The 23,869-nt window shown below is 47.2% G+C and carries 18 protein-coding genes; 15 read left to right on the top strand and 3 right to left on the bottom strand.

The genetic code is table 11. The annotated features are described in order from the left end of the window. Nucleotides 1-102 precede the first annotated feature (102 nt). From ACX0G9_RS16905 to ACX0G9_RS16960, 12 genes are all read left to right on the top strand, one after another. Complete coding sequence (locus ACX0G9_RS16905; protein WP_459066118.1) at nucleotides 103-993, top strand: prephenate dehydratase; 891 nt, start codon at nucleotides 103-105, stop codon at nucleotides 991-993. Between the two features lie 72 nt (nucleotides 994-1,065). Beyond that, entirely contained in the window at nucleotides 1,066-2,304 is a 1,239-nt protein-coding gene (locus tag ACX0G9_RS16910; RefSeq protein WP_459066119.1) for a pyridoxal phosphate-dependent aminotransferase, read from the top strand. A 27-nt stretch (nucleotides 2,305-2,331) separates the two neighbouring features. Continuing rightward, nucleotides 2,332-3,180, top strand: coding sequence for a prephenate dehydrogenase (locus ACX0G9_RS16915; protein ID WP_459066120.1), 849 nt, complete (start codon nucleotides 2,332-2,334; stop codon nucleotides 3,178-3,180). Nucleotides 3,181-3,381: 201 nt separating this feature from the next. After that, complete coding sequence (locus ACX0G9_RS16920) at nucleotides 3,382-5,091, top strand: DEAD/DEAH box helicase (protein ID WP_459066121.1); 1,710 nt, start codon at nucleotides 3,382-3,384, stop codon at nucleotides 5,089-5,091. Between the two features lie 72 nt (nucleotides 5,092-5,163). Beyond that, a complete protein-coding gene (locus ACX0G9_RS16925; protein WP_459066122.1) occupies nucleotides 5,164-6,255 on the top strand; it encodes a chorismate mutase in 1,092 nt (363 codons plus the stop codon). A gap of 5 nt (nucleotides 6,256-6,260) precedes the next feature. Further along, nucleotides 6,261-6,692, top strand: coding sequence for an IS200/IS605 family transposase (gene tnpA / locus ACX0G9_RS16930; RefSeq protein WP_459066123.1), 432 nt, complete (start codon nucleotides 6,261-6,263; stop codon nucleotides 6,690-6,692). Next, nucleotides 6,692-7,723 (top strand): 3-dehydroquinate synthase, encoded by a 1,032-nt coding sequence (aroB, locus tag ACX0G9_RS16935; protein ID WP_459066124.1) that lies wholly within the window; start codon nucleotides 6,692-6,694, stop codon nucleotides 7,721-7,723. The genes tnpA and aroB overlap by 1 nt, the downstream gene beginning before the upstream one ends. A 2-nt stretch (nucleotides 7,724-7,725) precedes the next feature. After that, nucleotides 7,726-9,090 (top strand): 3-phosphoshikimate 1-carboxyvinyltransferase, encoded by a 1,365-nt coding sequence (aroA, locus tag ACX0G9_RS16940; protein WP_459066125.1) that lies wholly within the window; start codon nucleotides 7,726-7,728, stop codon nucleotides 9,088-9,090. 18 nt (nucleotides 9,091-9,108) lie between these two features. After that, complete coding sequence (locus ACX0G9_RS16945) at nucleotides 9,109-10,146, top strand: chorismate synthase (protein ID WP_459066126.1); 1,038 nt, start codon at nucleotides 9,109-9,111, stop codon at nucleotides 10,144-10,146. Between the two features lie 19 nt (nucleotides 10,147-10,165). Next, entirely contained in the window at nucleotides 10,166-10,465 is a 300-nt protein-coding gene (locus ACX0G9_RS16950; protein WP_459066127.1) for a DUF952 domain-containing protein, read from the top strand. 264 nt (nucleotides 10,466-10,729) lie between these two features. Further along, on the top strand, nucleotides 10,730-12,289 hold the full coding sequence (locus ACX0G9_RS16955; protein WP_459066128.1) for a L,D-transpeptidase family protein: 1,560 nt from the start codon (nucleotides 10,730-10,732) through the stop codon (nucleotides 12,287-12,289). A 212-nt stretch (nucleotides 12,290-12,501) separates the two neighbouring features. After that, entirely contained in the window at nucleotides 12,502-13,002 is a 501-nt protein-coding gene (locus ACX0G9_RS16960; protein WP_459066129.1) for a septal ring lytic transglycosylase RlpA family protein, read from the top strand. Nucleotides 13,003-13,144: 142 nt separating this feature from the next. Here ACX0G9_RS16960 and ACX0G9_RS16965 read toward each other — a convergent pair whose 3' ends face one another. After that, nucleotides 13,145-13,636, bottom strand: a complete 492-nt coding sequence (locus ACX0G9_RS16965; protein WP_459066130.1) for a hypothetical protein — start codon at nucleotides 13,634-13,636, stop codon at nucleotides 13,145-13,147. Between the two features lie 287 nt (nucleotides 13,637-13,923). Between ACX0G9_RS16965 and ACX0G9_RS16970 the strand changes: the two genes are divergently transcribed. Further along, nucleotides 13,924-14,397 (top strand): Dps family protein, encoded by a 474-nt coding sequence (locus tag ACX0G9_RS16970; protein WP_459066131.1) that lies wholly within the window; start codon nucleotides 13,924-13,926, stop codon nucleotides 14,395-14,397. Nucleotides 14,398-14,464: 67 nt separating this feature from the next. Here the strand turns inward: ACX0G9_RS16970 and ACX0G9_RS16975 are convergent, their stop codons facing one another. Continuing rightward, complete coding sequence (locus tag ACX0G9_RS16975) at nucleotides 14,465-14,947, bottom strand: LytR/AlgR family response regulator transcription factor (RefSeq protein WP_459066132.1); 483 nt, start codon at nucleotides 14,945-14,947, stop codon at nucleotides 14,465-14,467. 335 nt (nucleotides 14,948-15,282) lie between these two features. Between ACX0G9_RS16975 and ACX0G9_RS16980 the strand changes: the two genes are divergently transcribed. Next, on the top strand, nucleotides 15,283-20,226 hold the full coding sequence (locus ACX0G9_RS16980) for a PKD domain-containing protein (protein WP_459066133.1): 4,944 nt from the start codon (nucleotides 15,283-15,285) through the stop codon (nucleotides 20,224-20,226). Nucleotides 20,227-20,309: 83 nt separating this feature from the next. Beyond that, nucleotides 20,310-21,356: a PorP/SprF family type IX secretion system membrane protein gene (locus tag ACX0G9_RS16985; RefSeq protein ID WP_459066134.1), complete on the top strand. Its 1,047-nt coding sequence runs from the start codon at nucleotides 20,310-20,312 to the stop codon at nucleotides 21,354-21,356. A gap of 2 nt (nucleotides 21,357-21,358) precedes the next feature. On the opposite strand, the gene ACX0G9_RS16990 is transcribed toward ACX0G9_RS16985, so the two are convergent. After that, nucleotides 21,359-23,776, bottom strand: coding sequence for a penicillin-binding protein 1A (locus tag ACX0G9_RS16990; protein ID WP_459066135.1), 2,418 nt, complete (start codon nucleotides 23,774-23,776; stop codon nucleotides 21,359-21,361). Between the last annotated feature and the right edge of the window lie 93 nt (nucleotides 23,777-23,869).

Raw genomic sequence — 23,869 nt, forward strand, 5'->3', positions numbered from 1 at the left:
GGCAAGGCCCCAAGGCCGGAGGCAGACATTAGACAATAAAAGAGCCGTGCGACATTTTTCTGGCAAGCACGGGGCTTTTATAAAAGAAATAAAAAATTGGAAATGAGTTCAGTTAACGACAGGAATAACATGTTATCAAACTCCACCTCCAAAGGGGCGGCAGGAATAAGAGTTTCCATACAAGGGTATGAAGGAAGTTTTCACCAGGTGGCGGCTCAGCAATTCTTTGGCAAAGATGTGGAAGTGATAACCTGTGCTACCTTTCGCGAGGTGATCAGGGTCGCTGCCAGTAAAAAGGAGAGCGATGGAGGCGTAATGGCTATCGAGAACTCGATTGCCGGAAGTATCCTACCTAACTATAATTTACTGCAGAAAAGCAATCTGCGCATAGTCGGTGAGATATACCTGCAGATCAGACAGAACCTGTTGGTGAATCCGGGAGTGAAACTGGAAGATATTAAGGAAGTGCATTCTCATCATATGGCCCTGCTGCAGTGTATAGATTACCTGGAAAAATATCCGCATTGGAAATTGGTGGAAACAGAGGACACAGCCCTTAGTGCAAAACATCTTCAGCAGCATCATAGCAAACACGTTGCGGCCATTGCCAGCAAATTGGCCGCAGATCTTTTCGGTCTGGAGATGCTCGCGCCGAATATTCATACGATGCGTAACAACTACACGAGGTTCCTGATCCTGGAAAGGGAAGAGAGCGCTCAAAAGGTGGAAATAGCCGATAAGGCATCCGTGAATTTTCATACGGATCACTCAAGGGGAAGTCTGGCCAGGGTTCTCACGAAGATCGCCGAAGGTGGGATCAACCTGAGTAAACTGCAATCCTTCCCGATTCCAGGGAGCGATTGGGAATATTCTTTTCATGCTGATATGGAATTCGATAACCTGGAGCAGTTTAACCGGGTCATCGAAGCCATCCGGCCGATCACAGCGGAATTGAAGATATATGGAGTTTATAAGAAAGGGAGAACGGTATAACCCCCCAACCCCCTAAAGGGGTAATAAAAAGCAAATACAAAGGATTTAAAATAGGTTGAAAAAAGAATTGAAATGAGTGATACTAACAATAAGAGCAGCAGGTTACAAACTCCCCCTTCAGGGGGCTGGGGGGTAGAAACAGCTAAAAGACTGGATGGAATCGGGGAGTATTATTTTTCCCAAAAATTGCGGGAGATAGAAGGGTTGAACAAACAGGGAAAGAATATTATCAACCTGGGTATCGGAAGCCCGGACCTTCCTCCTCATCCGGATGTGATCCGGGTATTACAGGAAGAAAGCGCAAAGCCCAATGTCCATGCTTACCAGTCTTATAAAGGATCTCCCTTGTTGAGGCAGGCTATTGCCAGCTGGTATGATAAATGGTATGGCGTCGAACTGAACCCTGAGTTCGAGATCCTTCCACTGATAGGATCCAAAGAAGGTATCATGCATATTTGTATGACCTATCTCAATGAAGGGGATGTCGCCCTGGTTCCCAATCCAGGGTACCCAACCTACAGAAGTGCGGTAAAACTGGCCGGGGGCACCTGTCTGGATTACGACCTGAAAGAAGAAAATAACTGGCAGCCGGATTTTGAGGACCTTGAAAAACGGTTAAGCACTATAGGGGCGAAGGTTAAATTGATGTGGGTCAATTACCCTCACATGCCCACCGGGCAATTAGGGGACAGGGGCCTTTTCGAAAAACTGGTAGCTTTTGGAAAAAAACATAAGATCCTGATCTGCCACGATAATCCCTATAGCTTTATTCTCAATGAAACGCCTATGAGCCTTCTCGGAGTGCCCGGGGCAAAAGATACGGTGATCGAACTCAATTCGTTGAGCAAATCGCAGAATATGGCCGGTTGGCGTGTGGGTACCCTGGTAGGTGCGAAGGACAGGATCGATGAAGTATTACGTTTTAAGAGCAATATGGACAGCGGCATGTTCCTGCCGGTGCAGTTGGCCGCCGCAAAGGCCCTGAGCCTGGGTAAGGAATGGTATGATCAGGTCAATGCCGTATACAGGAGCAGAAGGGTAAAGGCTTTTGAACTGCTGGAAATGGAAAAATGTTCTTTTGACAAAAACCAGGTGGGCATGTTTGTCTGGGCAAAGGTCCCTTCCGGTTATAAGGATGGATTTGCCTGGAGCGATGAGGTGCTTTATGGTGCAAATGTATTCATCACGCCCGGAGGCATTTTCGGTAAAGCAGGGGAACCCTATATCAGGATAAGCCTTTGCAGTCCTGTGGAAAAACTCCAGGAAAGCATAGATCGCATAAAGGACTTGCGAGGCAAGAGCCAGGAATAAAATAACAAGGAAGAAAAATAGAAAACAATGTTTGATTCTATTACCATCGTGGGTGTCGGGCTGATCAGCGGGAGTTTTAGCCTGGCATTAAAAGACAGGGGACTGGTCAGGAATGTGATCGGGGTAAGCCGCACTGTTTCCAGCATCAATAAAGCCCTTGAATTGGGGCTGATTGACGAGGCCCTTCCTTTGGCAGAAGCCGTAAAGAAAAGTGACCTTATTTATGTAGGCATCCCGGTAGACGTCACCATTCCTGTGATGAAACAGATCATGGACCTGATCACGGACAAACAGATCGTGGCGGATGCGGGATCAACCAAACAGGTTCTTTGTGAGACTCTGGCGGATCACCCTTTGCGGCGCAGATTTGTGGCTACCCATCCCATGTGGGGAACAGAATACAGTGGACCTGAGTCCGCGGTCCGGGATGCCTTTGCGGGAAGGTCCTGTGTGATCTGTGAAAAGGAAAAAACTGATCCCGATGCCGTCGAGGTGATGGAAAAGATCTATAAGTTATTGGGAATGCATATGGTGTATATGGCTGCGGACAGCCATGATATGCATGCCGCCTATATCAGCCATATTTCACATATCACCTCCTTTGCCCTTGCCAATACGGTGCTGGAAAAGGAAAAGGAGGAAAATGCCATTTTTGAACTGGCCGGAGGTGGATTCGAGAGCACGGTGAGGCTGGCCAAGAGTAATCCGGACATGTGGCTGCCCATTTTCATCCAGAACAAAGACCATGTTCTGGATGTCCTGAACGAGCATATTACCCAATTACGGAAGTTCAAGAGCTGTCTGGAAAAGGAAAACTACACGTATTTGAGGGAATTGATGGAAAATGCCAATAAGATAAAAAGGATTTTGAAATAACCATAAAACGGCCGAAAAGGTAGCAAAATTGGGGTATTTGGGCCTGAGCGGGAAATTTTCAGGCCTCTCAGGCGCAACGGACCGGTCCCGGAAGGGCCGGTGGCCGAAAGGCCCAGACATCAATGGATTTGGGCCTGAGCGGGAAATTTTCAGGCCTCTCAGGCGCAAATTACGTACCTTTGCGGCAAATTTTTAAAGTATATGATGACATTTGAAGGGTTGGGTTTAGATGCCAGGCTCGTACAGGCTACGGATGCCCTGGGATTTACACAACCGACACCCATACAGGAGCAGGCAATTCCTGTGTTATTGAGCGGTACAAAGGACCTGGTAGGGCTGGCTCAGACCGGCACCGGGAAAACGGCGGCTTTTGGCCTGCCCCTGTTACAATTGGTCGACGAGGCCCAAAAACATCCTCAGGCCCTGGTAGTGTGCCCCACAAGGGAATTGTGCATGCAGATTGTCAGTGAAATAGAGTTGTTTAAGAAATTCATGACGGGCATGCATGTTATAGCTGTCTACGGTGGTACGTCTATCGGGCTTCAGATCAGGGATCTGAAAAGAGGAGTACAGATCGTCGTGGCTACCCCCGGAAGGCTGATCGATCTGATCGAAAGAAAGGCGATCAACCTGGATCAGATCAAGTATGTGGTACTGGATGAGGCAGATGAAATGCTGAATATGGGTTTCCAGGACGATATAGAATTTATCCTTCAGAATACCCCCAAACGGGAGGCGACCTGGTTGTTCAGCGCTACCATGCCGCAGGAGATCCGCAGGGTTAGTAAAAAATACATGCAATCGCCTGCGGAGATCACCGTCGGCAAGATGAATACCGCCAACAAGAATATTGACCATCAATATTTTGTAGCGAATGCGCACCACCGGTATGAGACCCTTAAACGGATCATCGATTTTAATCCGGGGATTTACGGGATCATTTTCACCCGGACCAAGGCAGATGCACAAGGTATTGCGGAAAAGCTTACCCGGGAAGGGTACGACATCGATGCCCTTCATGGGGATCTTACCCAGCAACAGCGGGATAAGGTGATGGGAGAATTCAGGGAGAAGACGCTTCAGCTGCTCATCGCTACTGACGTAGCCGCAAGAGGGATCGATGTAAAAGAAATTACGCACGTCATCAACTATGAATTACCTGATGATGTGGAAGTATACACCCATCGCAGCGGTCGTACCGGCCGCGCCGGGAATACCGGGGTTTGTCTTTCGATCGTGCATAGCCGGGAAATTGGCAAACTGAGGCAGATCGAAAGGATCGTGCAGGTCCCGTTTCATAAATTGGACATACCCAGCGGAAAGGATGTTTGCCGCAAACAATTCTTCCATTTCATGGAAAAGCTGTTGAAAGCAGATATCAGTCATGGGGATTATGAATCCTATGTACCGATGCTGGCGGAGAAATTCGCAGATATCAGCAAGGAAGAAGTGTTGAAGCGGGTAGCAGCCATGGAATTCGACCGCTTCCTGAAGTATTACGAAAATGCTGAAGACCTGAATGTGCGGGAAAGGGTCCGTGAATATGGCTCAAGAGAAAGGGATAGCCGCCCCGCAGGCGGCGACAATCGCGATTTCAACCGCCGGGATTCCGGGGATGGAAGAGCGCCACGTGGAAGGGATTATAACAGCACCGCAGGAGAAGGTGGGGGAGATTTTACCAAACTCTTCGTTAACCTGGGTACCAAGGATGGATTTTATAAGGCCAGTTTCCTGCAATTCATTTTGGACATGAGCGATCTGCGTAAAGAAGTCCTGGGACGGATCGATATGAAAGAGATGAACAGCTGGATCGAGATCGACCGCAAATCGGCACAGCAAATGATCCGGGCCATTGACGGAAAGAATTACAAAGGAAGGCGTATCCGCATGAACGACGCGAATAGCCGGTAGTTATGGTTTGAATCGGAAGAATAGAGACACTACAACACTTTATACTTTATAATAACTGAATATTTATTTGTTATGGAAGCAACCGCATCAAAAACCGCAAAAGAGGCCGTCCAGAATGCCTGGAACAAACGCCCCCTGATCATTTCCGGACCTTGCAGCGCTGAGACCGAAGAGCAGGTATTGGAAACCGCCACCCGTCTGGCAAAAACCGGTAAAGTCGATATGTTAAGAGCCGGTATCTGGAAACCGCGTACCCGTCCCGGAAGTTTTGAAGGAGTGGGTACCAAGGGGCTTCCCTGGTTGCAACAGGCCAGGAAATTAACGGGGTTGCCGGTAACGATCGAAGTGGCCACCGGCAAACAGGTGGAGGATGCCCTGCATTTTGATGTGGATGTATTATGGATCGGTGCCCGGACCACAGTGAACCCATTCAGCGTACAGGAAGTGGCAGATGCATTACGCGGAGTCGATGTGCCCGTTCTTATCAAGAACCCCATCAATCCGGATCTGGAATTATGGACCGGAGCTGTAGAAAGGGTGGCTAAAGCAGGCATTAAACAAATCGGATTGATCCATCGCGGATTCAGTTCATATGGCAATACCGAATACCGTAACGCTCCCATGTGGCATCTGGCCATCGAGATGAAACGGCGCAATCCGGGAATGATGATCATCAATGATCCTTCCCATATCAGCGGACGCCGGGATATTTTGCTGGACGTAGCCCAGAAGGCAATCGACCTGGATTTCGACGGACTGATCATTGAAAGTCATATCGATCCGGATAATGCCTGGAGCGATGCCAAACAGCAGATCACTCCGGAACGTCTTGCTGAATTACTGGACGGCATTAAATGGCGTCACGAGACTTCTACGGAAAAGGAATTTATCACCGCCCTGGAAAAACTCCGTGAACAGATCAATCATATCGACGATGAATTGATGCAGTTACTGGGTCAGCGTATGAAGATCGCCGATAAAATAGGTACCTATAAAAAAGATAATAATATCACGATCCTGCAGACGAACCGTTGGAATTCCATTTTGGAAAAAGCCTTTTTAAAAGGTGACAAACTGGGTCTGAGCAAGGAATTTATTACGAAGTACTATGATGCGGTCCATATGGAATCCATCAACCACCAGAACAAGATCATGAATGCATAAATTTGATGAATGAACATCCCACAGCCTTTCTTTTTGTTCATATAATCTGCACGGTACATGAACGGAGGCCTCTGCTTACCAAACCGGTACGAAGGGTACTTTTCGTCCATATGCAGAAGGAAGCGGACGAAAAAGGAATAAAAATAATTGCTGTTAACGGGGTGGAGGATCATTTTCATTGTCTGGTGCAGCTGATGCCTGCACAAAATCTCACGCAGATCGTCAAAACTATTAAGACAAATTCATCCCGTTGGCTGAATGAGACCAAACTGCTGGAGGGGGAATTCGGGTGGGAGGAAAACTATGCCGCCTATTCAGTAAGCCCCAGCAGTCTGAAACAAGTAGTCGACTTTATCGGCAACCAGGAAGAACATCACCGTTCAAAGACACTGGACAGCGAACTGGATGTATTTGCGAAACTTAAAGAATCCTTGTAATGCGAAAACTTCAATACAAATTTTCCGGTAAGGTCACTACCTATTATTTCGACGCGGACTTTACCCATCTGGCAAAATTGGTAGGCAAAGAGCAGGCTGTCATCATCACGGATGAAAATATTTTCAGGAATCATCAGAAGAAATTCGGTGGCTGGAATACCATCGTCATCAATGCCGGAGAACAATTTAAGGTACAGGAAACCGTAGATTCCATCATAGGCAAACTCATCGAATTTCAGGCTGACCGGAAAACAATCCTGATCGGGGTTGGAGGAGGGGTTGTAACGGATATAACCGGTTTTGTGGCATCCACTTATATGCGGGGGCTTTCTTTCGGATTTGTTCCTACCTCCATCCTGGCGATGGTGGATGCTTCTATCGGTGGTAAGAACGGCATAGATATAGGTGTGTATAAGAACCTGGTTGGTACGATCCGGCAACCTTCCTTCCTGTTATACGATCTCAGCCTGTTAAAATCCCTTCCCAAAGAAGAATGGACAAATGGGTTTGCAGAGATCATCAAGCATGCAGCAATCAAAGATGCCCCATTATTCAGGGAATTGGAAAAGAATAAACCGTCAACTTATCAGAAGGATAAGATTGCTTTATCCAAACTGATCAGACGAAATGCTGTGATAAAATCGGCTGTGGTGGAAAAAGATGAATTTGAACAGGGTGACCGGCGTTTGCTGAATTTCGGGCACACCCTGGGGCATGCGATCGAGAATTTATACGGATTATCCCACGGGCAGGCCATTTCCATTGGTATGGTAGTCGCCGGAATGATCTCGGAAGAATATACAGCTTTCAAGGAAACGGACAGGATTATTGAAACGCTCAAAAGATATGGATTGCCAACCCTTGCGGAATTCGATACGAAAGAGGTGATGAATGTCCTGCGTATGGATAAAAAGAAAGAAAAGGAATCCATGAATTACGTATTACTGGAAAAGATCGGGAAAGGTGTGATCCGGGCGATCCCGATCGTTCAATTGGAGAAATTGATTCAATCAATTATAACAGCACGCTGATTATGCTGACTACCATTCAACCATCTGTGATAAAAGGAACGATCCTTGCTCCAACATCGAAAAGTTCGATGCAAAGGGCTTGTGCTGCTGCGTTGCTTACAGGAGGAGAAACCATTATTCACAATCCCGGAAATTCGAACGACGATCAGGCCGCGATAGGTGTGATCAGAGCATTAGGCGCCCTGGTGGAGGTACTGGAAGACGGTTCTTTGAAAGTAAGGTCTGCCTATACCTCGGGTTCTTCTATTGCCCGGGTAGTAAATTGCGGAGAGAGCGGTCTCGGGATCCGGATGTTCGCGCCTATTATCGCCTTGAGCGACCAGCCGGTCACCGTGAACGGAGAAGGCAGTCTGCTTACCCGTCCCTTGGATTTTTTCGATGAGATCTTTCCGCAATTGGGGATACAGGTGGCTTCGCATAACGGGCGGTTGCCGTTGCTGATACAAGGGCCGCTGAAGCCGCGCAATATCGCCATAGACGGTTCGCTCAGTTCCCAATTCCTTACCGGTCTGCTGATGGCTTTTGCTGCTGCCGGCGCCGCTGATGTTTCGATCAGGGTGAACAATCTGAAAAGCAAACCTTATATTGATCTAACGCTGCAGGTCATGCGTCATTTTGGGTGGCAGGTGGAGAACAGGAATTATGAGGAGTTTTATTTTCCCATCGCATCTGTTTTAGCGGATGCAGGATTAACCGTTCCGGCTAACGCAGGTCTTTCGCCATCAGCCGGATCAGGGGCCGAAGTACTTTCCTATACGGTGGAAGGCGATTGGAGCGGAGGGGCATTCCTGCTGGTTGCAGGCGCCATATCCGGACGAATCACCATTAAAGGGCTGGATATTCAATCCACCCAGGCCGACAAAGCAATTTTGCAGGCCTTGAGTGATTGCGGTGCCGGTCTGTCCATCCGCGACCGGGAAATCGAAATCGGTCCCGGGCCCTTAAAAGCCTTTCACTTTAATGCTACCGATTGCCCGGATCTTTTTCCTCCGCTTGTTGCGCTGGCTTCCTTTTGTGCCGGAACGACCGTGATAGGAGGAGTAAGCCGGCTGGCTCATAAGGAAAGCAACAGGGGGCTTACCCTTCAGGAAGAGTTTGCGAAGATGGGAGTTAGTATCGATCTTCAGGATGACCTGATGCTGATCAAAGGAGGCAACGGAATTAAAGGGGCCACTGTGCATTCCAGGCATGATCATCGAATCGCGATGGCCTGTGCGGTTGCAGCCTTGCGGTCCGAAGGCGACACGACAATTGAAGAAGCGCAGGCCATCAACAAATCCTACCCTGATTTTTATGCGCATCTGCAAAAATTGGGAGCCCAGGTCAGGATCCTGGAAGAAGCCGGCAATACACATGGACATAAGTAAAGCGTATTAAACGTATATATGAATTCATTCGGTCGATTATTCAGGATAACCATTTTTGGCGAATCTCACGGAGAGTGTGCAGGCCTTAGTATTGACGGATGTCCTGCAGGTCTTCCGCTGGTGCTGGAAGATTTTTTGCCCGACCTGGAAAGACGTAAGGGCGGAATGCAGAAAGGTACCACTCCGCGCAAAGAGGATGATCTGCCAATCTTTAAGAGCGGGGTCTTTAATAACATAAGCACCGGAGCGCCGTTGACGATACTTTTTGATAATAAGAATACCCGTTCCGGAGACTATGAGAAACAAAGGGCGGTCCCGCGCCCTGGTCATGCCGACTTTGTAGCCCATGAAAAATTCGGCGGTTTTGAAGATTACCGTGGCGGGGGCCATTTTTCCGGACGTCTTACCGTAGCCCTGGTCGCTGCAGGTGTCATTGCGAAAAAGATGCTTGCTACGGCAGGTGGAGCGGCAATTGGAACTCCGGGGGGGATTAATGTAAATGCCACCCTATTGGAAATTGGAGGAGAAGCCGATATTGAAAAAGGATTACAACGGGCGATCGATGCCAAGGACACTATCGGAGGCATCGTCGAGTGCCGGGTAAGCGGATTGCCTGTAGGGTTGGGGGAGCCTTTTTTTGATTCCGCGGAATCCCAGATAAGCCATGCCGTATTTGCCATTCCTGCGATCCGGGGAATCGAGTTTGGCACCGGGTTTGCGGCGGCAAGGATGTTCGGCAGCGAACACAACGATGCCATTGAGGACAAACAGGGCAGGACCCGGACCAATCATGCCGGTGGGATAGTAGGAGGCATTTCGAATGGCAATGAGTTGGTTTTTCGCATTGCCGTTAAACCTACTTCTTCTACGCCAAAAGAGCAGCATACCCTTAACTGGGAAACGGGAGAAACGGAACCCTTTTCGGTGAAAGGGCGTCATGATCTTTGTATCGCCCTGCGGGTTCCGGTAGTTCTGGAAGCCGTTACAGCGATGGTGCTTGCCGATTTGCTGCTACTGGAACAGCATATCAAAAGAGTAATACCATCCTCTTCCTGAGGATTTAACAATTAATAGTATGGCCATTATTTACCACGTAACGACAAAACCAGACTGGGAGCTGGCAAAAGAAAAAGGATATTATGAAAACCCATCCCTGGCCGAGGAAGGGTTTATCCATTGTTGTGAAGTACGACAGGTAAAAGGTGTGCTGGAACGTTTTTTCGCAGGAAAGACCGACCTGTTAAAACTCCATATTGAAACCGGTAAACTGACAAGCCCGCTGTATTATGACTGGTCACCCTCCATTGAAGATACTTTTCCCCATGTTTATGGCCCCATCAACCTGGATGCCGTTGAAGCCGTTGATAAAATATGACAAGGATTTAAAATACACTGGTTTTCAGGGTACTGCGGTAAATGGGTATAATGTCCTGGAATGAGAATTGCAGTTATTATATATACAAAAAATAGTTCTTCACGGGTATAAAATATTAGAAGCTTGTCTTATATTGTCATGCAAATGAGTTATCGAACGCCCCCCCTTTACATTGTTTTCTTTATTTTTTTTCAAGGACTTATTTTTTCCTGTCACAACCAGCCAAAGGAAGGGGAAAAGGATACCGTCAAAACACCTGCCCAGATGAGTGACAGGGTTCGGGATGACCTGAAAAGGATGCTTGAATCCGCCAAAGTAGCTTCCGGCAAGATGGCTGACTCTAACTATTTGAATTACAGTAAGTTACTGGACAGCCTTTATTCACAGAACAATTATACCCGCCTTTGGAGTGATAAAGAAAGGTGGCTGCCTGCCGGAGACTCTCTTTTTTCCTTTATCGGTAATAGTAAGGATTACGGGCTCTTTCCTTCCGATTATCATTTCCAGCCTTTGTCCTTTATCAACCGGGTATTGCTGGAAGATTCAATAGCCCGAAGGAATGCCATGCTCTGGGCACGGGCAGACCTGATGCTGACAGATGCCTATTTTACCCTGGTCAAACATCTTAAACAAGGCAGGCTCAATTATGATAGTGTCACTCTGAGGAAGGATACGGTCCTTCCGGATGAAGTTTATTCCAAAACCTTAACTGCCGCACTCGCATCCGGAGGCATTTCTTCCAGCCTGCAGGCGCTGGAACCCAAACACAGGGGATATGATTCCCTGAAGACCTATATCGGCGGATTCCTGGCAACAGCAAAATTTAAAAAACTGACCTGGCTGGATTATCCTTATAAGGATTCGGCAATATTTTATCAATCCCTTGGTAAACGTCTTCAAGAGGTGGGATATATCGATTCGACCGTCACCATTATCGACACCGCTCTAATGTCCGGCGCTATAAAAAGTTATCAACGCGCCAATGGATTGAAAGTGACAGGCAAGCCTTCCGGTGACCTTGTAACGATGATGGATAATTCGGATTGGGAAAAATTCAAACGGATCGCCATCAACCTGGACAGGTATAAGTTATTGCCCGATTCTTTGCCCAATACTTATGTATGGGTCAATCTTCCCTCTTTCCTGTTACAGGTGATCAATTCCGACACAGTGGTCATGGAATCCAGGGTGATCGTGGGCTCCCCAAAAACCAGGACTCCCTTGCTGAGCAGTGAGATTTCCAATTTTATTACCCTGCCCCAATGGACTGTACCGGAAAGCATCATTTTTAAAGAGATGCTGCCCAAGATCAAAGAAAACATCGGTTATCTAAATAAGGAAAACCTGATGGTGGTTGATCAGAATGATAGTATCCGGGATCCATCCACGATCAATTGGAAAAAACTGAATAAAAATAATTTTCCTTATCAGCTCAAACAACGGCAGGGAGACCTGAATTCCCTGGGTGTGCTCAAATTTAATTTCCGCAACAAGTACGATGTTTATCTTCATGATACCAATGTCCGGTGGATGTTCGGAAAATCTTTCCGGGCGCTCAGTCACGGATGTGTTCGGGTAAAAGAATGGGAAAAACTGGCTGATTACCTGGTCCGCAACGACAGCGTCCGTTATCATCCCGATACCTTACGTGCCTGGATCCAACGGAAAGAGAAACATACCGTCTATGGATTCCCCCGGGTGCCCATTTTTCTCCGTTATTTTACCTGTGAGGGTAAAAAAGGTAAGATTGCCTTCCATGAAGACATCTATGGGGAGGACAAACAACTCAGGCAGAGATACTTTGCAGATAAGCCGATAAATTAATAACTTGATGACCGAATCGGGCCTTAGCCCGACGGTCATCAAGTTATGGGACCGTCAGGTCAATCATTAGACCTTCATAGCCCTTGTGCTTTAGCACAAGGGCGGTTAAGCCCAGCGTGCTGGGTTTAAGTCCAGCTTGCTGGACGGTTAAGTCCAACAGGCTGATTAGAAATATTATTCTATCCACCCTTTGAAAACCTAAAACTGTCGCCATGAAAAAGAAATTCAGAACGGGGATTGTTGCCTATTGCCTGCTCCCCATTGCCGTTTTTGGCAGGGACAGCAGGAAGATCACCTATAATCCTGTTGACCCCTTTTCCGATACCATCCCTTCACAAAATCACAAAAATCATAAAAAGCCCATAAAGGTTCAGACCGGGGTGGCGAGTTTTTATTCCAATAAATTCGAGGGGCGTAAAACCTATACGGATGAGATCTTTTCGCAGAAGAAACTGACAGCAGCAAGCAATACCCTTCCAATGCATACCTGGATACGGGTGACCAATCTCCGTAATAAAAAGTCCGTGATCGTAAGGATAAATGATAAGATGCACCCAAAGAATAAACGCCTGATCGATCTTAGCCGTGCCGCTGCCCATAAGCTGGGATATACCGGACGGGGATTAACGAGGGTAAAGATCGAAGTCCTGGGTAAGAAAAGGCCTCCCGATGCCGAAAAAGAGGATATTACCGAAGAAAAGGTAAAAGATTAAAGGCTGCCGAAAAAAAGAAGAGATCGGAACAAAGAAGGGGACCGGATAAAAGAAGGGGACCGGATAAACAAAGAAGAACATTAAAAAAAGCCACCCCTGTTTTTACCAGAGGCGGCTTTACCAACTTGCTTACAGGGCAGGACTAATTCTTCATTTTCTTAAAAACACTAATAGTTCCGTCTGCTGCAATTTGCAGGACATACATTTTTTGAGGGGCGACAACGGTTACATAATAACTTAGCCCGTTGCCCTCCTGGCTAAATTCTATTGCTTCGATAGGTTTAAAATTCGCATATTCTTTTTTTATGCTCATCAGGTGAGGAAGTGGCATATCTTTGACATCTATCTGCCGGCTGGTTCCGATGTAGGAACCATCAAGGTCGTAGAATGCCTGCAATTGCATGTTATTCCAGGTAAAATTCACCTCGATATATTGTTGCTTCACCATGAAATTCACATCGGTTGCCTGGGGAAATGTTTTGATAAAACTTTCCACTCCCTTGAAATGAGGGATATCCTTTTTATCCCCGGCCAGACTGGGAGTGGATGAACCAATTAGTAAAGTCATGGCAAATAAGGCGGCGAGCCATATTTTTTTTGTCTTATTTTGAGTACCGGTCATATTCGTTTTCATAATTTGTGTTTTTACTATTACTTTTTTATTAATGTTGTTTTCTTTTTACTAACGTTGTTTGTCTGGATTTACTGGTTTTTGGTTTTCTTGTTTCGCTGGTAATAAGACCAACGGAGTGCCAGAAAGGTTACAGGCAATTAAAAGTTTGATAACTAGTTGTTTGCGAAAAACAGGGGAATCCGGATGTGTACGAAACCGGACGATTGATTGTACGGTATTGAACATTTTAAGGCAATTACCTGTTGATTCAATTTTATATATCTGTTTTACCATAAAAAATTAATTTCATGAACACCAACATCGGGATCAGTCCAAAAAATTTACAGGCGGTAGCTGCTGAGCTTTCCAAACTGCTGGCAGATGAATTCGTTCTTTACACGAAAACGCGTAACGCGCATTGGAATGTAGAGGGTACAGATTTTCACTCCATGCATGTTTTTTTCGAATCCCAGTATAACCAGCTTGACGAGGTAATGGATAGTGTGGCAGAACGTATCCGGCAATTAGGGCATTATGCTCCCGCCACCCTGCAAAGTTTTCTTTCCCTTACGCATCTCACCGAAAAATCCGGATCAAAGAACGATAGTCTGGGATTTATTAAAGAATTGGTAATGGATCATGAAAACATCATAATTTTCATCCGTGAAAATATTAACCGCTTTGCGAGCGAATATGGAGATGCCGGCTCCAGCGATTTTATCACGGGTCTGATCGAAGAACATGAGAAAATGGCCTGGATGTTACGTGCTCATTTAAAATAGTCAGGATCTGTCTCTATTATAGAAAAGATCTATTATTATCTGGGAGATTTATTATTATCGGGGAGATCTATTTGCTTAATTCTTCCAGGATCAGATCCCTTTTTTTGGCGGATACATCGAGCTTTTCATTGTCTTTCATAAGCATGCCGATCTTATGGCCATTCCGAAAAATTGCTTTTACGAAGTTTTTGTTAACAATGGAGGACCGATGTATCCGTATAAAATCAGGGTTGGAATCAATGACCTTGCTATACGATTTTAAATGTTTGCTTGAGGTGTACCGCGAGCCATCGCACATTTTAATAATGGTGTAATTGGAGGATGATTTCAGATAGGTTATGTCATTCAGATCTAGTACCATGATCTGGTCATGCATATTCAGCAGGATCCTTTTTGGGAAAGATTGGTTATCCGATTTGCCTTGTTCTTCTTCTTTTATCCGGTCCCCTGGTTTTTTATGCTCCGTTTTATTTATTCTTATTTCTTCCTTGGCGGATCCAGGGATCGTTTGCACTGAGATATTTTCAAAGGCTGTTCTTACGTGTTTCATAGTTTGCTGTTTTTGACCGGCATTACTAAGGAACAAAAATATTAGACAGAATAGTTCGATAAAATAATTCAATCTTTTGCGAAGGGATGTTTTACAGGAAGGTGAGGTCGGATATACTTTATATGGGTTGTTTAAAGATACCGAATTGTTTTCCAATTCCCTTTACTAATTAAAATCATACCTGGACAGGCCATTATGGATCTTTCGCTATATCTAATGGCCTATTCACCAAAACAGACCCCGGCAGGGTTTGTTCACCATGGTAACAGCGGGTAGGAACGCCTAATTTTAAGTTGGCGATCTGCTGGAGGTTTCCTGCAATAAAGTCATATCCCGTGAAACAACTTGTCCTCCGTCTTTTCCTTTTTACAACTCTTCCATTCATTTCCATCTCTGCCTCATACGGACAGGTTAAGGCTGCCTTTACAGCAGGACCCCTTAACGGCTGCGCCCCGCTGGTAGTCGCGTTCCTGGACAGATCAACGGGAGGACCGGTCAACTGGAAATGGGATTTGGGCAACGGGACGCTTTCTTCCTTTCAGAACCCCTCTACCACGTATACGATCCCGGGAACCTATTCCATCAGTCTGGTCATTAGTAATGCACAGGGGAAGGATTCCATCAGCCGAAGGGGGTATATTACTGTCTATGAGACACCCAAACCCGATTTTAGGGCTTCAGATACGACAGGGTGTTTCCCCCTTTTGATTTCCTTCACTAACAGCACGTCTGTCCCCGGTATTCCACCGGCAACCTTAACATGGAAATGGGATTTTGGCGATGGGGATACCTCCTTTCTTCAGCAGCCGGTGCATACCTATAATAATGCTGGAAGTTTTACGGTCAATCTGCAGGTTACCACTGGAAACGGATGCAGCCAGACGGCCGGAAAAACAAAATATATCAGGATGTTGCCTCCGCCGAAAGCCAATTTTACCGGTATTGCCGGCCGGAATTGCCAGCCTCCCGTATACGTTCAATTTGCCAATAGTTCCGGGTCCCAGGGAGCTGGAGGAACCGGAGGTCCTGGAGTTCTTACTTATCACTGGGATTTTGGGGACGGAACTTCTTCTTCCCTTACCGACCCGGTGCATGTATATACTTCCAAAGGAAGTTACAGCGTCACTTTAATGGCCGTCAGCGGCCCCGGATGCAGCGATACACTGGAAAGGACCGACTTATTCAATATTGGCAGGGAGAAAGCCCATTTTGTTTCACCGGACAGCATTTGTACCGGAATGCCCATTTTGATTAATAATACCTCATCCCCGGCACCATTAACCGTACTGTGGGATTTTGGTGATAGGACAGGCTCTGTTGTCCCATCACCCGTCAAGACTTATTCCGCTGCAGGTACTTACCTGATCAGGCTGACAGATACTTTTCCCAATTGTATCGACTCCGTGAGCAGGCCCATACGTATAAACCCAAGGCCTTCTGTTTCTTTTTCTGCAAATTCCCAATCTGCAAATTCCCTCTATTCCTGCAGTATTCCGTTTACCGTAAATTTTACCTCCAATGCCGTACAGGGTATAAATTGTCATTGGGATTTCGGGGATGGACAAACGGGTACAGACCCTAACCCGGTCCATCTCTATACTGTTTTTGGCAATTTTACCGTCAGACTGATAATGACCGGAAATAACGGATGCCCGGATACGCTCACCAAACCGGACTATATCCGGATCCGGTCTCTGCAGATCAACATTCCCTGGTTGCCGGCAAAGGGCTGTTTACCGTTAACGGTGGCTGTCTCGGCGAATCTTGTCAGTCCTCCGGGATCAACGGGCCCTTTGGACAAAATCTCGGTCTATCGTTGGGATTTTGGGGATGGAACAGGTTCTGCGCTTCCAACGCTGCCAAAGACTTATTTGACGGAAGGTGACTTTACGGTTAAGCTGGTCGTTACGACCGCCGGAGGCTGTGTGGATTCCGTGGTTTTTGCACATGGAGTGCAGGCAAGCCAAAAGCCCCGGGTTAACTTTTCAGCCGATCCTCGGGATGGCTGCCGAAGTGTTCCCGTCAGGTTCACCAATCTTAGTATCCCATCGGGGGATCAGTGGCAATGGTATTTTGGGGACGGTATTATTTCTCCTTTGGTTGATCCGGCCCATTTGTATACGGACACCGGCTATTTTAAGGTCAGCCTGGTGACCTGGAACAAAGGGTGCGCTGATACCCTGAGCATCGACAGGTTCGTGCATATAAACCTTCCGGTGGCAGGGTTCACTACTACTACAGATTGTAAGGACAAATATACCCGAACCTTTAAAAGTATTTCGATCGGTGCGTTGGGTCTGCTGTGGGACTTCGGTGATGGTATCAGGCTGCCGGCCGATGGTTCTTCCGGGACCACCACCAATCCCACCCACCGCTATTTGCAGAAAGGTGTTTACCGCGTGAACCTGCTGGTTAGCCATGAACAATGTGTGGACAGCGCATCGCAAACCCTGACGGTTGCTGACGAACATCCCGGTTTTCAGGCCGGGACCACCACGGTGTGCAGAGGGGAGCAGGTGAAATTTTCCTTGTCCAAAATAGATCCCGTATATATGGCCAAGGCATGGATGGATTTTGGAGATGGTATACGGGTGTCCGTTAACGTGGGGTCTTTTGCCGGAACTACCGTCGGATATATGTCTCATGTTTTTGCAAAAGCAGGGCGGTATTCCGTATCCCTTATCCATACGGATGTTAATGGCTGTACTGATTCGGTGGTCATGCCGCGTTATATACAGGTCAACGGACCCTCAGCCGCCTTTAACGCGCCGCAGGCAGTTTGCATAAGAGGGCTCCTGAGTTTCAGTGACCACAGTGTTCCGGACAGTAATCATGTGATCGTTCAATGGACCTGGAATTTTGGCGATGGGACTATACAAAATTATACAGCTCCGCCTTTTACGCATATATATGCCGGCGGAGGCAGGTATACGGTCGGGCTCCGCGTTACCGATGCGGCCGGATGCGCCGACAGCCTGGTGAAAAAGGATATGGTGCTCGTATCCAGCCCCCGGGCCGCTTTTGCTGCCTCCGATACCAATACCTGCCCGGGCGCAACGGTACGTTTGTCCGACTCCTCTTCAGGGGGCGGTCTTCTCTTTCAGTGGAGCTTTGGTAATGGAAATGGATCTGTCTTGCGATCTCCCCAATATGCCTACCCGTCTCCCGGAAATTTCGTAGTGAAACTATTGGTAAGGGATACCCTGGGCTGCCGGGATTCTCTTATCCGCATTATCCGCGTCACCATCCCGGTGGCCGTATTCGATCTTTCTGATTCTATGGAAAATTGCCCGCCATTACAGGCCCGGTTCACCAATCATTCCCTGAATTATATTACCCTCCAGTGGGATTTTGGGGATGGCGCCTTCTCCAGCCTTGAAAACCCGGTTCATTTTTACAACTACCCGGGCGAATATCTTGCAAAGGCATTAATCCGCGGCCCTGGCGGCTGTGTGGATTCAGGCCTGAAAAAAATAGTGGTCAGAGGACCAAAAGGGAGTTTTCATTATTCTCCGACTATCGGTTGCCGCCCCGTTACCGTTCGATTGAATGCCTCGATTCAAAAAGGAGAATCCCTGATATGGGATTTTAATGATGGCCATACAGATGCAACCCCGGATACCGCAGAAGTGTATCGTTACCAGCAGGCTGGGGGTTTTCTGCCCAGGATGATACTGATCGACAGCGCAGGGTGCAAAGTGGTTTATACCGGGGCAGACAGCCTGAAGATCATAGGGGTCAGTATCCAGGCCGGCATTGATACAGGGCGGATCTGCGATTCCGGATTCGTCCGGTTTACGGATCATTCCACGGCCAATGACGGGATTACCCGTCAGGTATGGAACTTCGGTGACGGGACGACAGCAGGATCTGCGGCGCCCGGACATTTTTATGACAGCGCCGGTTTGTTCACGGTCCGGCATTGGATTACTACCGTCTATGGCTGTACGGATTCGGTCAGCTGGAAGGATACCGTAAAAGTTTACCGGAGTCCGGTGGTTCTTATTACTGGCGACAGCGCTGCCTGTGTACCCGGCCCTTTGATCTTCCGGGCCCTATCTCTGACCGACAGTCCTTCAGGCAATTCCTCCGGTAATTCTTCGGGTAATGCTAATGTTGCAGACAGTCTGCGCTGGTTATGGGATACCGGTAATGGAAAACCTGGCGGTATGGCCGATTCGATCCTGGAGACTTATCCCTCACCCGGGAACTACCTGGTGCAGCTACAGGCTACGAACAGCCATAACTGCAGCAGCAAGACCTTCCGGAAGGTAACGATATGGCCCTTGCCCAATACCTTTGCCGGCAATGATACTTTTATATGCCAGGGACATCCCATACAATTAAATGCATCCGGGGCAGAAAGTTTTATATGGGAGACTGCACCTGCGGCATCCTGTATACGTTGTGCAGATCCCCTGATCGATCCTACGGCAGATACGAATTATGTAGTGACTGGCGTTAGTCTGCACGGGTGTGAAAAAAAGGATTCGGTTTATGTACGGGTAAGACATCCATTCCGGTTGACCGTTTCTCCCTCCGCGACGATCTGTACAGGTCAAACGGATCTGTTAAAGGCGTCCGGAGCAGATCAGTTTCAATGGACACCCGCAACAGGATTAAGCAATCCCGATTTGGGCATAACCCGGGCCTCCCCGGCGCAAACGACCATGTATACGGTTACCGGAAGGGACAGCGATCACTGTTTTTCCGATAGTTCTACAGTGTTCATCACCGTTAGTCAATTTCCGACGATAATCATGAGCAAGGACACTACCGTTATCACAGGCAGCGTCCTTCATTTGCATCCTGACTATTCTGCGGATATCATAAAGTGGGACTGGTCACCGGCCACCGGGCTGAGTTGTACCGATTGTCCCGCCCCGAACGCGACCATTAAGAATACTGTTACTTATAACCTTTCTGCAGGTAATGCCGGAGGATGTTCCACTTCTACTTCCCTAACCATTCATGCCCTTTGCAATGGTAAAAACTTTTTTGTTCCCAATACCTTTTCTCCAAACGGGGATGGGATGAACGATATTTTCTATGTCCGGGGCAAAGGATTGAACAGCATCCAATCCATACGTATTTATGACCGCTGGGGCCAGATCGTATTTGAGAAAAGGGATTTTCCACCCAATACCCCATCCTATGGGTGGGATGGAATGTATAAAGGGGAAAAGGCGCCAATGGATGTGTATCTGTATGTCATCGGGATCATCTGTGATAATTCGGAGGTCATTCCCTACCATGGAAATGTCGCGCTGGTAAGATAGGGCGGGGAAAGAATACCTGATTCAGTGAGTAATGGTAATCGGTGAGAAATGGTAATCCATGAGAAATTGTAAAACGTTAAGTTATGAAAGGAATGGGGGTACTGCGGACGTTGTTTATACTGTTGACACTGCTGAAGCTGATGTCCCGGCAAGATGCCTTTTCACAGGCCGTTCATTTTTCCCAGTTCTTTGAAGCCCCACTGTTGCGAAACCCTTCCCTGTCAGGGATCTTCAAAGGAGACTTTCGTATACAGGGCGTATATCGTGATCAATGGAATAATGTAACGGATGGTTACCGGACAGGTTCCTTAAGTATGGAATATAAAATGCCGGCCGGGAGTGGTGATAATTTTCTAACCCTTGGTCTGCAAGCTTTGTATGACAGGGCAGGTACGGTCGGATTGGAAACCACGGAAATTTTGCCGGCCCTCAATTTTCATAAGTCTTTACGTAATGACAAAAGCATGTACCTGTCCCTGGGGTTTATGGGAGGAATGGTTCAGAAAACCATCGACCGTTCAAAAGTCACGACCAACAATCAATTCGACGGGGACGCCTTCAATCCTTCACTGGCTGATGGGGAAACCTTTTCAACGCACGATATACGTTACCTGGATGGGAGTATAGGAGTAAGTTTTAGTACAAGCTATGGAAAAGAACAGGAAAATAGTTTATTTCTGGGTGCTGCCGTTCATCATCTGAACCGCCCAAAAAATTCTTTTTATCAGAAGGCGGAAGAATTAAAGCCCAAGTATGTCCTTTCGGGAGGTTTGAAATTCGACCTGAATGAATATGCTTATTTTACCCTTCAGGCCGATCATACGGTCCAGGGCAGATTCCAGGAAACGGTTGGAGGATGTATGGTATCTTATAAACTGGGAGACGGAGATCCGGGTGATCCTGGCTTAACGACCCATCTGGGTCTATTCCTACGGTGGAACGATGCGCTGATCCCCGTGATAAAACTGGATATGAAATCACTTTCCGTTGCCCTTAGTTATGATGCCAACATATCTGCCCAGCGAACGACGAGCCAGGGAAGGGGAGGGACAGAACTCGTCATTGCCTATAAAGGATTTACCGAGCAGGCCAATTCTACCCGGAACAAGATGCCCTGCCCTCAGTTTTAGGGTTAATTATTGTCTTTTTTTCCTCCGCCGAACAGACGTTTGAAAAACCCTTCTTTTTTCTTCGGAGCCGGTTTTTTATTCGCGTCTGTCACTGTTATTTTTACCGAACCCTGTTTGTCGCTTCTCTGGATGGTGGCCTCTTTCAGCACCTTTTCTTCGTCGGGTGATAATTTGGAATCCAGCGGAACGGAAGGAGCACTGGTATCCATATATTGATTAGCCTTCCCATTTCCCTGATCTGCGCCTTCTGCTCCGGGGGGAGCCGATTTATCAATGATGTTCATATAATCGTACATCATTTCTTTACGCATGTTTTCCGGAGGAATGAATTTGGCCTGTTTGTCGATTCCGAGGGTCCTGTCCGCCAATGTTTTGGTGAAGAAGTATTCCCAGATCGGTCTGGCGGCCTGTGCTCCATAACCCAATCCGCTTTCCAGGTGGATGAAACGCGCATCGCAACCGATCCATACACCTGCCATTAATTGGGGAGTATAACCCATAAACCAGGCATCCGAATTATCATTCGTGGTGCCGGTCTTTCCGCCCATTTCCGAAACGCCCAGGCGGTTGCGCAGACCGGCGGCCGTTCCGAAATCCACAGGTCCCTGCATCATCCTGGTCATGGTATATGCGGTGGACTGGCTGATCACTTCTTTACGTTTGGTATCGAAGCGGTCAAGCACGTTCCCGTTCTTATCCTCTATCCTTGAAATATAATAAGGTTTGGTGCTGAAGCCCCCGGAAGGAAACATAGTATACCCCCAGAGCATTTCATAAAGAGACAGATCACAGGCCCCCAATGCCATGGAAGGATAGGGCTCGATCTTCGTGGGAATACTGATCTGTTGTACAAAATCGGCAAACCGTTTGGGGCCCACCTGTTTCATTAAATAGGCCGCCACTCCATTAATCGACCAGGCCAGACCGGTAGCCATAGTCATAGAACCTCCTTCATGTTTGTCGGGTCGTGCAGGCACATAACCAAAACCGGGAAAATATTGCTGTCCTGTCTCACATTGCGTCTCAGGAGTAAAATTAAAATCTTCGATAGCCAGGCTGTAGAGAAATGGTTTGATGGAACTGCCTACCTGGCGTTTGGTATTGATATTGACATGGTCATATTTATAGGTCTTGAAATCGATCCCTCCTACCCAGGCTTTAACGGCACCTGTTACCGGATCCATGACCATAAAGGCTGTTTGTAACATCTGCTGATGATATTTGATGGAATCCATCGGGCTCATCACCGTATCTTTTTCGCGTTTGCTATTCCAGGCAAATACCTTCATTGTCACCGGCTGGGAGAAGGCTTTGCGGATCTCCGCTTCGCTAAGGCCGTCATTGTCCATATTCTTCCAGCGGTCGCTATTACGCATAGCTGCATCCAGGATATTCTGATGATCTTTCCAAATCAGTCCCTTACGTAAGCTATTCTGTGCACTCAGCGATTTCTGCAGGATGGGCATTTGTTTGGCTACTGCCTCGTCGGCATACAACTGCATACGCGGATTGATCGTCGTGTAGATCCTCAATCCATCCTGGTAAAGGTTGTAGGGATCACCGGTTGCAGGATTTTTATGCTCCTTGCACCATTTCCGCAATTCCTCACGGATTACATCCCGGAAATAAGGTGCCAGTCCATTATTCTCATCCGTTTTCTTATAATTACTCAGATCGATAGGCTGCAATTTCAGTTTTGCCGCCTGGGCTTCCGGCAGGTAATTGTTCTTCACCATCTGGTTGATGACCGTATTGCGTCTCTCAATGGCGGCTTTGGGATTTTTACGGGGATTGTATAGGGTATTGCCTTTGAGCATACCGATAAGTACAGCTGCCTCATCCACGCTTAAACGGTCCGGCTCTTTCTGGAAAAAGGTACGGGAAGAATTGCGGATCCCGTATACATTATCTCCAAACGGAACTTCATTCAGGTAAAGCGCGATAATTTCCTGTTTGGTAAAATTACGTTCCAGTTTGATGGCGATTATCCACTCCTTCAGTTTTTCAATGAAACGCCGGCCGATGTTCTTCGATCCCTGTTCCAGCAGGTTCTTGGCCAGCTGTTGGGTGATTGTGCTGCCTCCTCCATCTTTGCCCAGTTTGACGACTGCACGCAACACGGAAAAACCGTCGATGCCGGAATGATCATAAAAACGCTCATCCTCTGTGGCTACCAGGGCATTGATAACATTGGAGGAGATATCCTTAAAGTCGACATTGCTTCGATTGCCTTTGTCCTTGTAATATTTGCCCATAGGGGTGCCGTCTTCCGCATATACCTCCGTCGCCAGCGTAATGGAAGGGTTTTCCAATTCTTTCAGGGAAGGCAGGGGGCCAAATACGCCCAGATTTATCAGGACAAGAAACAGGACAAAGGCGGCCAGTCCATATAAGAAAATCTTCCAGAAAATTCGAACCATTTTAGACATATTATAAAGTAATGTTCTTATTGCTTGATGATCTTTTCTGCGTCAATTAACGTTCCAAACGTTTCAAACCATCCAAAAATAGCG

This window comes from Flavitalea flava (assembly GCF_054461575.1).